At 71.4% G+C, this 14,165-nt stretch carries 11 protein-coding genes and 2 pseudogenes; 9 read left to right on the top strand and 4 right to left on the bottom strand.

The window, feature by feature from the left end; all coding sequences use genetic code 11:
* The first annotated feature begins 539 nt into the window (after nucleotides 1–539).
* Nucleotides 540–1,790 carry a lipase gene (locus AB0Q96_RS23215; protein WP_365328389.1) on the top strand — a complete coding sequence of 417 codons (1,251 nt, stop codon included), beginning with the start codon at nucleotides 540–542 and terminating at the stop codon, nucleotides 1,788–1,790.
* 403 nt (nucleotides 1,791–2,193) lie between these two features.
* On the opposite strand, the gene AB0Q96_RS23210 is transcribed toward AB0Q96_RS23215, so the two are convergent.
* Nucleotides 2,194–2,721, bottom strand: coding sequence for a hypothetical protein (locus AB0Q96_RS23210; protein WP_365328387.1), 528 nt, complete (start codon nucleotides 2,719–2,721; stop codon nucleotides 2,194–2,196).
* A gap of 468 nt (nucleotides 2,722–3,189) precedes the next feature.
* Between AB0Q96_RS23210 and AB0Q96_RS23205 the strand changes: the two genes are divergently transcribed.
* The 4 genes from AB0Q96_RS23205 to AB0Q96_RS23190 all read left to right on the top strand — a co-directional run bounded on the left by AB0Q96_RS23205 (nucleotide 3,190) and on the right by AB0Q96_RS23190 (nucleotide 6,013).
* Entirely contained in the window at nucleotides 3,190–4,347 is a 1,158-nt protein-coding gene (locus tag AB0Q96_RS23205) for a serine hydrolase domain-containing protein (protein WP_365328384.1), read from the top strand.
* Nucleotides 4,348–4,553: 206 nt separating this feature from the next.
* Nucleotides 4,554–4,880 (top strand): DoxX family protein, encoded by a 327-nt coding sequence (locus AB0Q96_RS23200; protein ID WP_365328383.1) that lies wholly within the window; start codon nucleotides 4,554–4,556, stop codon nucleotides 4,878–4,880.
* Between the two features lie 360 nt (nucleotides 4,881–5,240).
* Nucleotides 5,241–5,555 (top strand): metalloregulator ArsR/SmtB family transcription factor, encoded by a 315-nt coding sequence (locus AB0Q96_RS23195; protein WP_365328382.1) that lies wholly within the window; start codon nucleotides 5,241–5,243, stop codon nucleotides 5,553–5,555.
* On the top strand, nucleotides 5,552–6,013 hold the full coding sequence (locus AB0Q96_RS23190) for an SRPBCC domain-containing protein (protein ID WP_365328380.1): 462 nt from the start codon (nucleotides 5,552–5,554) through the stop codon (nucleotides 6,011–6,013). Before AB0Q96_RS23195 ends, AB0Q96_RS23190 begins: the two co-directional genes overlap by 4 nt.
* Before the next feature lie 45 nt (nucleotides 6,014–6,058).
* Here the strand turns inward: AB0Q96_RS23190 and AB0Q96_RS23185 are convergent, their stop codons facing one another.
* Complete coding sequence (locus AB0Q96_RS23185; RefSeq protein WP_365328378.1) at nucleotides 6,059–7,186, bottom strand: LLM class flavin-dependent oxidoreductase; 1,128 nt, start codon at nucleotides 7,184–7,186, stop codon at nucleotides 6,059–6,061.
* 173 nt (nucleotides 7,187–7,359) lie between these two features.
* On the opposite strand from AB0Q96_RS23185, the pseudogene AB0Q96_RS23180 reads away from it, so the two are divergent.
* Both AB0Q96_RS23180 and AB0Q96_RS23175 read left to right on the top strand, forming a co-directional pair.
* Nucleotides 7,360–7,659: pseudogene (locus AB0Q96_RS23180) on the top strand (hypothetical protein); the annotation flags it as partial.
* A gap of 8 nt (nucleotides 7,660–7,667) precedes the next feature.
* The gene (locus AB0Q96_RS23175) at nucleotides 7,668–8,168 is read left to right on the top strand and encodes an anthrone oxygenase family protein (RefSeq protein ID WP_365328376.1); all 501 of its coding nucleotides are present in this window, start codon (nucleotides 7,668–7,670) and stop codon (nucleotides 8,166–8,168) included.
* A gap of 250 nt (nucleotides 8,169–8,418) precedes the next feature.
* Here the strand turns inward: AB0Q96_RS23175 and AB0Q96_RS23170 are convergent, their stop codons facing one another.
* Both AB0Q96_RS23170 and AB0Q96_RS23165 read right to left on the bottom strand, forming a co-directional pair.
* Nucleotides 8,419–9,342 (bottom strand): serine hydrolase, encoded by a 924-nt coding sequence (locus AB0Q96_RS23170; RefSeq protein WP_365328374.1) that lies wholly within the window; start codon nucleotides 9,340–9,342, stop codon nucleotides 8,419–8,421.
* Nucleotides 9,343–9,848: 506 nt separating this feature from the next.
* Nucleotides 9,849–11,516: an RICIN domain-containing protein gene (locus tag AB0Q96_RS23165; RefSeq protein WP_365328372.1), complete on the bottom strand. Its 1,668-nt coding sequence runs from the start codon at nucleotides 11,514–11,516 to the stop codon at nucleotides 9,849–9,851.
* A gap of 611 nt (nucleotides 11,517–12,127) precedes the next feature.
* Between AB0Q96_RS23165 and AB0Q96_RS23160 the strand changes: the two are divergent.
* Nucleotides 12,128–12,787, top strand: a pseudogene (locus AB0Q96_RS23160) (ALF repeat-containing protein); the annotation flags it as partial.
* 301 nt (nucleotides 12,788–13,088) lie between these two features.
* Nucleotides 13,089–14,027 (top strand): RICIN domain-containing protein, encoded by a 939-nt coding sequence (locus tag AB0Q96_RS23155; RefSeq protein ID WP_365328370.1) that lies wholly within the window; start codon nucleotides 13,089–13,091, stop codon nucleotides 14,025–14,027.
* Nucleotides 14,028–14,165: the final 138 nt, after the last annotated feature.

Genomic DNA, 14,165 nt, shown 5'->3' with positions numbered 1-14,165 from the left:
TGGGAGATACGTGCGCCGCGCGCACCAGCAGGCCCCTCACCTCGTACCCCGGCGCACCGCCGCGCGGACAGGACCGTGGCAGTGCTCGGGTCCGGGTCCGGGTCCGGGTCCGGGTGCGGCCATCGTGTCCGTCCTCGCATCCTGTGGGTGTCGCGGTGGGTGTGCGACCACGCTAGGGCGGTGGGCCGGGGAACGCCTCCCACCACAGGCGGATAACGGTGTACGCCCCTGGGATGCATGCCGCCACGGAGGTACACGACGGCGCTGAGGAATCGTGCCGTGGGCGGCATGGCGGCGTCCTCCTGGAGGAGGAGGGATCGGTCCGGAGGGGACCCGTCGGGTGCTGGGCAGATCGTCCCCCAGCACGTCGCAGCGTCCGTCGCGCCGTCGGCAGGCTTTCTCTTGCCTGCTCGTAGGTCCCCTTCACAAGGAGCCGATCGATGTCACAAGCCAGCCCGAGTCCACATCGCAGCCGCAGCCGCAGCCGCAGCCGCAGCCTCAGTCGACGTCCCGGCCCCGGCCCCGGCCGCGGAACGCTGATGGCGCTGGCGGTCTCTGCGATCCTCGCCGTGTCGAGCACCGCATGTTCCACGGACGGCTCCCACACGGACCGCGCAGCCGAGCCGACTGCTGGCGCCGGCGCATCGCCGGGGGCCCGTGCGGTGTCCCTGCCAGCACCCACCAGCGGCCGCCCCATCGGCACCGTCGACCTCCATCTCGTCGACCGGACACGCCGCGACCCCCTCGTGCCGTCGAAGCCCTTCCGGGAGCTGATGGTCAGCGTCTGGTATCCGGCGGACAGGGGAGGGGAGTTCCCCATCGCGCCGTGGCTGTCCAGGTCGGCGGCGGCCGACTGGGACGAGCACTCCGCACCCAGCATGACGATCCCGGCCGGGGCGGTGGACTGGCAGGGGATCCGGACGCACGCGCGGACCGGAGCCCCGGCCGCCCGCTCGGCCGGAAGGCTGCCGGTGGTGCTGTTCTCCTCCGGTGACGGCGGTGACCGTGCGCTCGGCACCACCATCGTCGAGGAGCTTGCCAGTCAGGGCTACGTCGTCGTCACCGTTGACTCCACGTACGAGGCGGATCAGGTCGAGTTTCCGGACGGACGTGTCGAACGGGCGGTCCCTCTGCCCGAGAAGCTCACCCCGGAAGTCATCGCGGCCCTCCTGGAGAAGCACTCCCGCGCCCGTGTCGCGGACGCCCGGTTCGTCCTGCGCCAGATCGAGGCTCTGGCGCAGGGGCGTAACCCCGATGCCGAGGGAAGGCCACTCCCGGCCGGTCTTCCCGCCGTCATGGACCTTTCCCGGAGGGGTGTGGTCGGCCAGTCCCTGGGGGGTTCCGTGGCCGCCCAGCTCGCCCACGACGACCCGCGCACAGGCGCGGCGGTCAACCTCGACGGCGCGTTCGTCGGCTCGGTGGCCCGTACCGGTGTCACCACGCCGTTCCTGCTGATGGCATCCGCTGCCACCTCTTTCGACAGTGAAGCGAGTTGGCGATCCTTCTGGAAGGCGTCGACCGGGTGGAAGCGTGCCCTGCGCCTGCGAGAGGCCGGGCACGGCTCGTACACCGACCTTCAAGTCGTCCTTCCACAGCTCGCCGACCTCATGGAGCGCCCCGTGTCCCGCGAGCTCGTCGGCACCATCGATCCTCGGCGGTCCCTAGCGGCCCAACGTGCCGCCGTCACGGCATTCCTCGATCTCCACCTGAAGCAACGGCCCACCACCCTCTTCGAACACCCCGGTGGCCCCCATCGTGAGATGGAGGTTCTCCGCCGAGGCGATAGGTGAAGCGCCAACCGGGTGGGCGTCCTTCGGGCGACGGCCCGAGAGCGGCAAGGTGCCGGCCGGCCCGGCGGAGCGTTGATGACGAGGGCGGAGGGGACGGATCGGCGTCATCCATGGGTCAGTTGTTGGACGGCCTTGAGCGTCTGGGCCTGCTCCGTCCTCCCTCACCAGGTGCTGCGCCGCTCTCGCGACGGCTCGTGCGAATGACTGACGTTTCACGACTTGCCGACCTGAGTAGGCGAGCCGTTCGGAGGTGAGGGACCGGAAGGGGATCGGGTCGGTAGCGGTGCCGAAGGCGGCAAGGTCGCTGGGCCCAAACGGATGGTCCACGGTCACCGGACGGTGACAGCCAGCGGGACCGACCTGGGGTTGGAAAGGCCCGCACCGCTCCGGTTCTGACCAAGCTTCAGCGAGGCTGATTTCCGTAGCGGGCTCGGCTCCAGGCCACTTGCTCAGCGGTCATCGACGAGGAGATCTTGTGGACGTCGCCGACGAGGTCGTTGCCACGCCGCCGACCCCGCCCGCAGTCCCGTTCCCGGAAGGCCATGACGGACACCTGAGAAGCGGGTTGCCAATGCAGGGTGAAGGCCGGGGCATTGGCGTCCGGAACGTCTTCCAGGCACGCTCCTCGGTTCGCCAGAAGCCGTTGCAGTTTGTCGAAGCGCAGGTGTCGGTCGAAGCGGCCGTACCGCTCGCGAATCGCTTTGCTGACGATGCGGCTGGCCCCGTAGGAGAGCCGGTGCACCTGCAGGGAGAAGTGGTTTCCCTCCCAGGGGTGGGCGCGTGACTCCCGGACCCAGAAGAACTCGACGAGTCCGTAGTCTCGCCACATGCTGGACTCGGCGAGGGAGTTCTCGACGAAATCGGATCCCAATATGGCGCTGACCTGGTCGGGACTGTCCGTCGGCTTGGCACCGAGCACCGTTCCGGACATGACCACGTCCACGTAGAACGCGAGGGAATGCGGAGTCAGTTGCTCTCTCCCGTATTCGTGTCTGTCACCCGGCTACGTGAGTCGCCACGCACCGTGCCTTCAACGCCCATGCTACGAGGCACCGGCCCGGCGCCCACTCACCAGCTCCGCGGCGGACCGGCCCGCCCTCCGGGGCCGCTGTCCTGCCGGTCCGGACTCTCCTGTTGGGCCGCCGCCTTCGTCCGGATCCGCCGCGTGTACAGCTGTGCGTGTCCGGGGAGTGGCGGGCGCCCCGGCGGCGAGTGGCCGTTCGGGGGTGTATGGAGGGCCGGTGGTCCCTGATGAGTGGTCCGGGCCGGTTCAGGGTTGGTCCCGGGGTGATTCCTGACGCCGTGGAGACACTCAGGCGGGCAGTGTCGAACCCGACATGATGACCGTTTCGAGAGGTGGGGTTCTGCCATGCGTCGCTCTGCGATCCTCGTTTTGTCGGTGGCTTTGGTCTTGGGCGTGGTCGCGCCCGCCGAGGCCGTGCCCGATGGTCCGGCCGCAGGGCTGGACCGGGCCGCGTTGCACGCGGCGATCGAACCGCGTCCGGGTGACAGCGCGGCCGGTGTGATAGCGGAGGTGCACAGGAACGGGGAGACGTGGCGGGGTGCGGCAGGGGACGTCGTCACCGGCCGGCCCGTCTCACCGCGCGCGCATTTCAGGATCGGCAGCGTGTCCAAGAGCATGGAGGCGGTGATCCTGCTCCAGCTGTCCGCGGAGGGCCGTGTCGACTTGGATGACAGCGTCCAGCACTATCTGCCCGGCCTGCTGCCGCAGGACCGGTTCACGGAGCCGATCAGCGTGCGGCAGCTGCTCGACCACACCAGCGGACTCCCGCAGGACCTGGAGGGTGCGCCGGCCACCACGCCGGACGAGGAGATCGAGCAGCGGCTGGACTACGTCGCCTTCGACGAGGTGATCCGCAAGACCCTTCGCCCCGAGGGCAGACCGGGGCCTGGGCCGCACTTCAGCCCCGGGACTCGCCAGGAGTACAACTCCTTCGGCTACCGCATCGCGGGCAAGCTCATCGAGGAGATCACCGGGCACTCGTACCAGTACGAGGTGATGACCCGTGTCGTCAGACCGCTGAGCATGCGGGACACCCGACCCACGGTCCCCGGTCGGGCCACGCCCGTGCCCCGGCCGTACCTGCCCGGCTACCTTGCGGGCAGCAGCGGCGGCCTGGTCGACGTCAACGTGCAAGGCGGAGTGCCCGCGAGCATGACGTCGACGACGGCGGATCTGGACCGCTTCATCACCGGTCTGTTCGACGGCCGACTGCTGCGCCCGGCGCAGACCGCAGAGCTGTTCAGGGTCCCGAAGGGCGTCGACGGCAAGCCGCTGCCGTACGTGGACGGCTCCCACTGCAACACGGGTCCTGGCAAAGGCACAGCCTGCTTCAGCCTGGGGCTGATGTCCACGCCGCTGCCTGACGGGACCCTGCTGTGGGGCAAGACCGGATCGGACCCGGGGTACCGCAGTGGTGTCTTCGCTTCCCGTGACCTCAGCTTGCGCGCGGTCTACGCGGTGGGCACCGCCGGACCCGTCGACGGCGTCCCCGCGGCCGCCCAACGCCTGGCCCTCACAGCCTTCCGCAACTGACCAGCCCGTGCACGCGGCTCGCCGTCGTCGCCCCGGGGACGCGGCTGCCGCCCAGCCCTTGCGGGACCTGCCGGTCCCTTCGCCACGCGGCGGCGGGACCGCCCTGGAGTTCGCGCTGGGCGCCGTCACCAAGTTCAGGCCGGGCGACACCATGTTCAGCGCCGCCGTACTCCACGAAGTTCGTCGAGTGGGACTACCCGGCCTAGATGCGCTTTGTGGTCGGTGCTCTGGAAGGCGCGGCCGCGGTTCTGCTCGTGATCCCCGACCGGAGAGCACGCTTCCTCGCGGCCACGACGCTGATGTTCGTGCTCACCGGCGCGGCCACCACCCACATCGTCAAGCACGACCCGGCGGTCGAGAGCTGGGCCGCGCCGACTCACCTCGTCATCATGGGCATCCTCGCCCTGGCCAACTGGCCCGTCGACTGGCGCGACCTTCTGCGGGCCCCGAAGGCACCGGCAGCGGGCGGGGTGGCGGCGGAGGGGGCGGCTGCGAAGGCGGCTCGCCGGCGCGGCGCCGCCCGGGTTTCGTGAGGCGAGGTCCGGGTCGACCTGACCGATGTATGGTGTCCGCTCGGGCGGGCACTGGCACGGTACATTCGCCATGCGCCTCCGAGCCGAAGCCCTCAGACGGCAAGGTCTGCACCCTGACCAGCCGACATCCGCGCCGGTCGACCCCCTGTCACCGAAGTGGTGGGGGCCGTAGGCCCGATGCGCCCCGGCGCGGCGAACCCGAGGGGCTGATGTCCGCTCGCTCCGTGACCGGAGCGCCTTCACACCCGCGCCGTAGCCACCGCGATCTCCACCACTTGCGCAACCCCCCGGCTCACGTATGACACGCAAACGCGTCGGAAATATCTGACGCGTCGGAGTTTTCCGACGCATACTGAGGTCATGCCCACGGATGTGTTCGGCGTGCTGGCCAATCCGGTACGCCGCAGACTGCTTGAAAGCCTGCGGGACGGCCCCCGCTCGACGGGCGAACTGGCCGGGATGTTCGAACTCGGCCGGCCCGCCGTCTCCGAGCACCTGGCGGTGCTCCGTACCGCCGGCCTCGTACGCGAGGAGCCGCGCGGCCGGCACCGCTTCTACCACCTCGAACCGGCCCGGCTGGCCGAGGTGAGCGAGTGGCTGCATCCGTTCGAGCACTACTGGAAGCAGCGCCTCGACGCGCTGTCCGAGCTCCTGGACGAGGAAAACGGATCATGACGACCGAGAACGGCACGAGCGGTGCCGGCGGCAACAGCGCCACGGGCGACACGGGCAACACGATCACGTGCGAGAAGTTCCTGCCGCACCCCCCGGCGACGGTGTGGAAGGCCCTGACCGACCCCGAGCTGCACGCCCGCTGGTGGGCCGCCGGCGACGTCAAGCCCGTCGTCGGACACCGCTTCACCCTCGACATGGGGAACAACTTCGGCCACCAGTCCTGCGAGGTCATCGAGGTGGACGAAGAGCGCCTGTTGGCCTACAGGTTCGCCGAGGGCACTCTCGACACCACCATCACGTGGATCCTGCACCCCGAGGGTGGGGGCACCCGCCTCGTCCTGAACCACACGGGCTTCGACCTCGACTCCCCGATGGGACGACAGGCGCTCGCCGGCATGGGCCACGGCTGGCCCCGCGTCCTGGACAACCTCGCCGAGACCCTGGCCGGCACCGCCTGACACGCGGCCCCGGGCATGCCCGGTCCGCCTCCTATCACGTGCCCCTTACGGCTGGCTGCTCTCGTTCCTCTCCGGCTGCGCCCAACGCGCAGAAGCCGTACGGGAATCCGGCGCCGACGAACTTTCCATCCAGTCGAGGAGTTCGGCGAATCGGGCCATCTCGGCGGGTGGGTCGATCACCGGCTGGACGATGAGCTCGTCGACGCCGGCCTGTTCGAGCGCGGCGATGCGGGTACGGAGGTCGTCACGGGTGCCGACGAGCGCCACGCGCTCCATCAGCCCGGGCAGGACCAGGTCCCGGTCCTGCGGTGCGATGCGCCCGAGGTAGCCGGGGTAGAGCCTGGTGTGCCGGTCCGGCGCGGTGGCGGAGGTGCCGCGCCGTTCCAGGAGCAGTCGGACCGCCTCCTGTTCGGCGTGGCCGAGGCGCGTGGCGAAGGCGGGTGTGTCGGCGGCGAAGTCCAGCAGGGACAGGACGAGATGCCCCGTCGCCTCCCGGGCCGCGTCGCTGTCGTGTTCCTCGTCGTCCCGCAGGACGTGCAGGGCCGTGATCACGTACGAGCGGGAGTGGCCGGGCGCCGAGGCAGGGGCGGCGTCACGTCGGGCGGCGTGCAGCGCGCGCCAGGCCGTGGGGTCGAGCAGGCCGAACGAGACGAGTCCGGCGCTGCGGCGGCCGGCGACGGCGGCGGCTTTGGGCCCGAGCGCGGCCACGACGAACTCGATCGGATCGGTGGTGTTCACGTGCGCCCCGGAGTGCAGGAACCGGACGTCGCGGACCTGGTCGCCCTCGCGGTACTCGGTCGAGCGCCCGGCGCACAGGTCCTGGAGGGAGGCGACGAAATCCTCCAGAGCGGCCGCGGTGAAAGGCCGCATGCCCAGGGTGCGCCGAGCGGTGTTCCCGGTGCCCACCCCGCAGATGATCCGGCCCGGTGCCAGAGCGTTGAGGCTGGCGAACCCACTGGCGGAGGCCGGTGCGGAGCGCAATGCCGGTGACGTGGCGCCGATGCCGAGCCGGATGCGGCGCGTGGCCTTCGCACACAGACTCAAGGTGACGAAGGGGTCACCGTGGACCATCGGGGTGTCGTAGACCCAGAAGCTGTGCAGGCCCAGCTCCTCCGCCCGTACGGCGAGGTCCTCCACACCAGGGTGAGCGGCGACGACGACGCCTGCACGCACATGACCTCCACGGCACGAGGAGTGGACCGACCTTGCTCATCCTGGCAGGTCCGAGCCCTGAAGCCCACGACCGTGACCCCGTCGGCGGAACGTCGACGGCGGTCGGCAGGACACCGACCTCCGACCTTGATCAGTGAAGAGCCGTTCACTCACATGGTGCGGTCGCGCAGGTCGAAGCGGAGGCGGGCGTCTCTGCCGCGACGTTGTCTCAGCGCTTCGGATCCAAGCGGGCGCTGCTCCCGGCCTTCGCCGCCGAGCCGTACCAAAGGGCTCGGATCGAGCACGACTCGCCGGTTGGCGCCCTGCAGGGCTCGCCGCCGAATTCGCCGGTTGAATGGCGACGCCCGAGAAGAAGTCCCACCAAGCGCCCTCGCATCGGAGGACCGACCCGGACGGCCGGCAGTGTCGCCGTGGACGCCCGCGTATGCGGGTGCGACGCGTGGCTATGTTCCGGGCCCGACAGCCGCCCTTGAATGGGCACATGACGCAGACGAAGCAGACGATCCCGGCCACGAAGAGCGCCGCCGGAGCGGTCCTGGGCGCGGCGACGATGGCGACGGGCCTGACAGCAGGGGTGTGGTTCGCGTACGCGTGCTCGGTGATGCCGGCGCTCGCGCGAAGCGACGACCGCACCTACGTCGAGGTGATGCGGAACATCAACGACGTCATCCAGAACCCCGTGTTCTTCACCCCGTTCTTCGGTGCGCTGCTGCTCACGGCGGTGGCCGCCTGGCAGCTTCGGGCCGATGGCCGGGCGCGCGGCTGGACGGTGGCCGCGCTGGTCCTGTACGTGGGGGTGTTCGCCGTCACCTCGGCCGCGAACGTCCCGCTCAACGACGCCCTCGCGGCCACCGTCGACCCGGCGCGGGCCCGCGCGGCCTTCGAGGGGCCGTGGGTCACCTGGAACGACGTCCGAGGGGTGCTGACGGTGACGGGATTCGGCTGCCTGCTGCGGGCGTTGACCGTGCGGGCGCGCGGCTGACGGACCTCGCCCTTCCCGTACGAGGTCCGGTCAAGGAACGTCTCCGCCTGGAGGGCGGGCTGACCGTCGACGACGTCCTGGAGACGCAGGACGGTCCGCCGCGTCTGACCGTCCACGCAGCCTTCTGCTCCGACAGCTGACGCCGTCCCGCCGGCCCTGTTCCGTCGGCCCTTACGAGGCCGGCGGAACAGGGTGCGTGCGCCGGTGCACGAGGGGAGGCCCGCGGTGCGGCGGCTCCCCGGAGGGGGCGTCAGCCCCGGGGCACCGCGACGTACGCCTCGCGCGGCGACGTGGTGGGCGTGTAGCGGGACGACGCGGCCGCGCTCGGGGTCAGGTCCTGGTGGATCACCTTGGACACGGCCTGGATCGTCTGCACGCCGTAGTTCATCGTGCTGTTGCCGTCGGTGAGCACCGAGATCGAGTAGTCGTGGCCGCCGCCCCGGAACGCGCCGATGCTGTGGACGCGCCAGCCGCGGGTGGAGCGCTGCAGCCAGCCGTTCTTGACGTGCTTGGTCACCGAGGAGGGCGCGCCGGCGGGGGTTCCCCACTTCTGGGAGGGGATGACGTTCGCCATGAGCTTGAGGACGTACGCGCGGGCGTTGTCGGTCAGGACGGTGTTCTTGGTGGTGAGCAGCCAGAGCAGCTTCTGCTCGTCGGTGACGTTGATCCGGGTGAGTCCCCAGTAGCCGCCGGACCCCGGCACCGTCGTGGTCATGCCGGCAGCAGCCAGGAACCCCTTGACCTTCGTGACGCCGAGCTGGTTCCACAGAGTGGTGGTGGCCGCGTTGTCGGACTTGGTGATCATGGCGGTCGCGAGCTGGGACTCGCGGGTGGTCAGGTACCGGTTGTGCTTCTTGGCGTCCCACAGGAGCGTCGCGAGGACGGTCACCTTGACGACGCTCGCAGAGTCGTACGAGGTGGTGGCACGCAGGGTGCAGCTGGTGTTGGTGACGCGGTCCCGCACGTTGACGGCGACGGTGCCGGCGCGCCCGGCGAGCGCGGCGGTGATGTCCCGCTGCAGCTTCGTGGCGAGCCCGGCCTTGCCCGACGTACAGCTGACCTGCGGCGCGGTGGCGGCGGAGGCGGGCGCAGCGCCCGCGACGACGGGTACGAGGATCCCGGCGGCGGCCACGACCGGAAGGACGCGGGCGCGCAGGGATATGTGGTGAGCCATGTGATTCCCCCTGAGTGCTGAACGAGTACGCCGATGGCCTACCCGACGTAGATGACGGCTGGGCACGCGGATGGTTGTGCGCGTCGAGCGCCCCGCCCCAGGCTGTTGCACAGCGGTGACAATCGGAGGGGGAGCGGGCCTCGGTCTTCATCTCCGGCGGGTTCGGCCACGAGATCCGCAAGGGCCCCGTGCTGACCGAAGCCGGAGTGCTGGACAACGAGTCGGTGCCGCACCCCGACGTGATGCCGTACCGGCCGACGGACGAGGAGATCGCGGTGGAGCCGGCCGTGCTGGCGACCGTCCCGTCCTGTCCCGGCGGGCTGACGAGCGGGGCGGCACGTGCGCGGTGTGGACGTCGTCCGGCACACCGCCCTCGCCAACCACACCGGGCAGCAACGGCTGACGCGGAAAGCGCCTTCGACAACTCCGTGGGTCGACGCCGTGGCGGGCCCATTCGGCTGGGGAGGGAGGAACGCCCTCCGCGACCCGAGGCGAGGCGCGCGCGGTCAGGTGCGCCAGAACTGCTCCGGTGTCACGGCGCAGTCGCTCTGCAGCACTTGCTCCATGTTGCCGCCCCTCACCGGTACCGACGCGCACTTGCCGCTGTTGCGGTTGACCACCTGCCAAGCCTGGTTCCCCGAGTGGTAGCGCAAGGTCCAGTACTGGTCGGGGAAGAGGGCCGTGGAGTCGTCGCCGCAGTGGAACTGGGTGACGATGGCGTCGGGTTCCGTCCGGGCGGCGTCGACGGACATGCACAGGCCGGTGCTCACGTTGCGGATCGAATAGGTGCCGTCCGCCTCGGGGTTGAGCTGCCAGAACTGTTCGGTGCCCGCGCCGCAGCCGTTCTGCACGAGCCCGGTCGCCGGAGTGGGGTCGGCTCCCGGCACGGTCAGACACATCCGGCTGGCGCTGTTCGTCAGCCGGAACCAGCTGTCGGGCAACGGAGGCGGCTCGCCCGGCGCCGGGCGGGAGGACGGTTCCGGCGACACGCTCGGAGGCGTACGGGACCCTGACCCGGACGGCGAGGGCGCCGGAAGGGTGCCGGCGCCCTCGCGATTCGGCGGGGGCGACTGCGGGACCTGCCCGGGGCTCGACGGCGTGGCGTCGCCGGCCGGAGTCGGCGGTACGGACGGCAGGGGAGCGGCCGAAGCGGTCGGGCCGAGGAGAGGGGGCCCGGACCGGATGCGGGGGAGGGGATCGACGAGGAGCGCGGTGCCTCCGGCCGGCGCCCCGGCGTGGCGGCCGGAGACGGTGACCACGGTGAGCAGCGCGGCGACGACCAGCACGCTCAGGACGCCCAGGAAGCCGGGCATCATTCCGCGGGCCGGGGGCGGGGCACCGCGCCGGACGAGGTCCCGGCCACGGTACGTGCCTCGCCACCGCCGTACGGCCAACGAACGGTCGAGACGGTGCAGTTCGACGGTCGGCGCGACCGCCGGCGACCGTGGCGGACACGTCTCCCGTACGTCGCCCCACAGCCGGACGAGTTCGGTGCGCCGTTCCTCGACGGCCGACCCGACCCGAGCCAGCGCAAGGGCCAGCGCGGGCCCGGCGAGTGCGATCTCACCGACCCCTGGCGTGTCCTCGGCCGGCTCCGTGCCTCCCGCGCCGCCGCCCCGCCCCGCGGTGCCCTCCTCCGCCTCGCCGCTATCGATCGCACCGGCGAACCGCCCCCGCCGGGCGCCTGCCCCCTCCGCCCGGACCCGCGCGGCGCCGGCCCGTACCGCGAGAGCCGCGTCCAGCTGGTCCAGGGCCTCGCCGAGCAACGCGGATTCGAGGCAGTGCTCCGGGTCGGCCGCGTGGGGCATCAGCATGGCGACGAGCGCCAGCAGGCTCTGCACGACGCGGCCCGCGTCGTCCAGGTCGGCCTCGGCGCGCTGTAAGGCGTCTCCCAGCCCGAGCGCCGGCGCCGCGCGCACCGCCGCCACCAGCGCCGCGTCGTGAAGCCGACGCGCGCGGTCGAGCAGCTGGTCGTAGGCGCGCGCGTCGCGTATCCGGTCGCGCAGCACGGAGCGGAGGACGCCCAGGGGAATGACCTTCGCGCCGGACCGGTACTCGCTCCACAGGGTCCGCCCGCCGCCGTAGCGAGCGGAGAGTTCCCGTACGGTCAGCGGACCGGTCAGATTCCGGACGAACCCGGCGAGTTCGTTCGCCGCGCGCGTCGACCCCTTCAAGGCACCTTGCGGTCTGCCCGCTCTCGCCACTGCTACCTCCGCGTCTCCACCGGTGTCGACGTCGCTCACGTCGTGCGGCAGGGCTGAACCTGCGCATGCCCAGGCGCCACGTACGGACACATCAGGAACAGTGGCCACAGATGTGCGCGCCGGGCAGGACCTAACCACCGGGCGTACGACCGCTACAAGCCGTGAACCGGGCATTCCCGAGCCGGTATCGGACGCGTTCCCGAGCGGGCGCCGACATCCCTCGGCCCCGCGCTCCTCCGGCACGGCCGTGTCGGCTCGCCGTACCGGCTGTCCCCCCAGCCCCGGCCCTCCACGCCGCCGCCCCGGTTGTCCGCGCCCTTGTCCGCATCCGACGCCACGACCGGCGCCACGGCGGTTGTCCGCCGTTCGCACGGGCGCTGACCAGCGGAGTTCCCGGCCGTCGATTGCGGACAACCCGACCGGTCACAACGGTGGCCGACGGCTCTCCCCGTACTCGGGAACGGCCCCGACCGCGACGACCCGCCGTCCGGCACCACGTTCGCGCGTGCCGGTCGGCGGCCGGACACCGACCATGAAGGAGCTACCTGGTGGACAACGTCTATTGGAGTAGAAGGCGTGTCATGGGCGCCATCGCGGCCACGACAGCCGTGGCCGCCACGTCCAGCCTCGTCCTCAGCCCCGTGTCCGCCTGGGCGGCCGACACCCCGCCCGAAGGCGGCGGGAGCGACGAGCCGGCTCTGCCCGCCACCGAGCGCGCCAAGGTCGTCAGGGCCTGGCTGACGGGCGGCAGGGGAGTGCGGGCCGCAGCCGAAGGCGCGCTGGCCGGGTCCGACGCGGACGTGCAGTACTTCCTCGCCGTACGTCTGCCCGCGGAGAGGGCCGTGGACAACCGCGTCGCGATCGTATCCGCGCTCGCGGCAGGCGGGAAGGGCGTACGTCGCGAGGCGACCGCCGCGCTCGGCAGCGGCGACCAGGAGATCGCCTCCTACCTCGCGGGAGGGTTCAGGACCGCTCTGCTCGAAGACCTGCGGGTGGCCACCTCGACGATCATGGCCACCGGGGGCAAGGCCGTGAACCGCGCGGGTGGCACCGCCCTCACCACGGGCACCTTCGAGGCGATGGAGACCTTCCTGACCGACGGGCAGTACTCCGCGGCCCTGGAGGACATGCGGGTCGAGGCATCCAAGCTGATGGTGCAGGCCGGACCCGAGGTGCGGAAGTACGCGTCGCGGGCCCTCTCGGGTACCGACTCGGACGTCGAGTGGTTCCTGGACACGGGCCAGCACATCGCCCGGGCCCGGGACCAGGAGGCCACCCAGATCCAGGAACTCGTCGGGGTCGTCCGGCGCGAGGGCCAGCGGGCCGAGGCGATGACGAAGGAGGCCGAAGAGGCATCCGACCGGGCCGTGGAGGCCGCGGCCAAGGCCAAGGAGGCGGCCGAGCAAGCCGCCGTCGAGGCCAGGGCCGCCCAGGACGACGTGGCGACCGCGGGCCGCGCGGCCCGCAAGGCAGGTGACGCCGCCAAGGGCGCGGCGGACGCGGCGAGGACCGCCATCGCCCGCGACCTCGCTCCCCCTCGCCATGACGGCGGCGCCCGCCGCGGCCGTGACCGGCCCCGAAGCGACCGTCGGGCAGCTCGCCGCCGTCGTCCGGCTCGACCTCGGCGACGAAGAGCACTCCCGCGCCTGTACGGGCATATTCATTCATTCGTTGTGGATCTTGACCGCCGCGAGCTGCTTCGCCACCAGCCCCGGGGCACTGGTCCCGGCAGGCACCCCGCCCTTGAAGACCACCGCCACCCTCAGCGACGGCAAGACCGTGGACGTCCTCGAGGTCGTCCCGCGGGACGACCGTGACCTCGCCCTGGTCAGGCTCGTCACCCCCGTCACCACCCTGCAGCCCGCGGTCCGCGCGCCCGGCCTGCCGGCCGCGCAGAGCGATCTGTCCGCGGCCGGGTTCGGCCGCACCACGACCGAGTGGGTGCCGGACAAGCTCCACGCCGGGGCGTTCACCCTCACCGCGAGCACCCCCACGGGCCTGGAGATCACCGGCAAGGGCACGACTGCGCTGTGCAAAGGAGACACGGGAGGACCGCTGCTGAACACCGACGGACAGATCATCGGCGTCAACTCGCGCTCCTGGCAGGGAGGCTGTCTCGGCGCGCCGTCGGCCGAGACCCGTACCGGAGCGCTCTCCGCCCGAGTCGACGACCTGTCCACCTGGATCCAGCAAGCCCAGGCCGCCGCCTGGCAGGGCCCGCTGACCAACGCCAACAGTGACAAGTGCCTGGAGATCGAGAATTCGCAGACGGCCGACGGCGCCCCGGCCCAGCAGTGGACCTGCCATGACATGCCCACCATGCGGTGGGACCTCGTGAAGGGGAAGTGGGGCTACTGGCTCAAGAACCGCAACAGCGGCAAGTGCCTGGAGATCGAGGACTCCCTGGTGACCGACGGCGCCCGCGCCCAGCAGTGGACCTGCCACGACATCCCGACCCAGCAGTGGACGTTCCCGTCCTGAGGGCCCCTCACGGCGCGAGGTCCCGATGGCAGGCAGCCGTGTCAGGTCGACGTCGGTCGGTCGGGGAGCGCCGACAACGGCCCGCGGGAGTACGCGCCGCGAACCGATGACGAGACCAGCCTCGGGCGACGCGATGCA

Origin of the sequence: Streptomyces sp. NPDC093111 (assembly GCF_040683955.1) — a bacterium.
In the GTDB taxonomy this organism is placed as follows: Bacteria; Actinomycetota; Actinomycetes; order Streptomycetales; family Streptomycetaceae; genus Streptomyces.
This window is presented reverse-complemented; position numbering and strand designations above follow the sequence as displayed.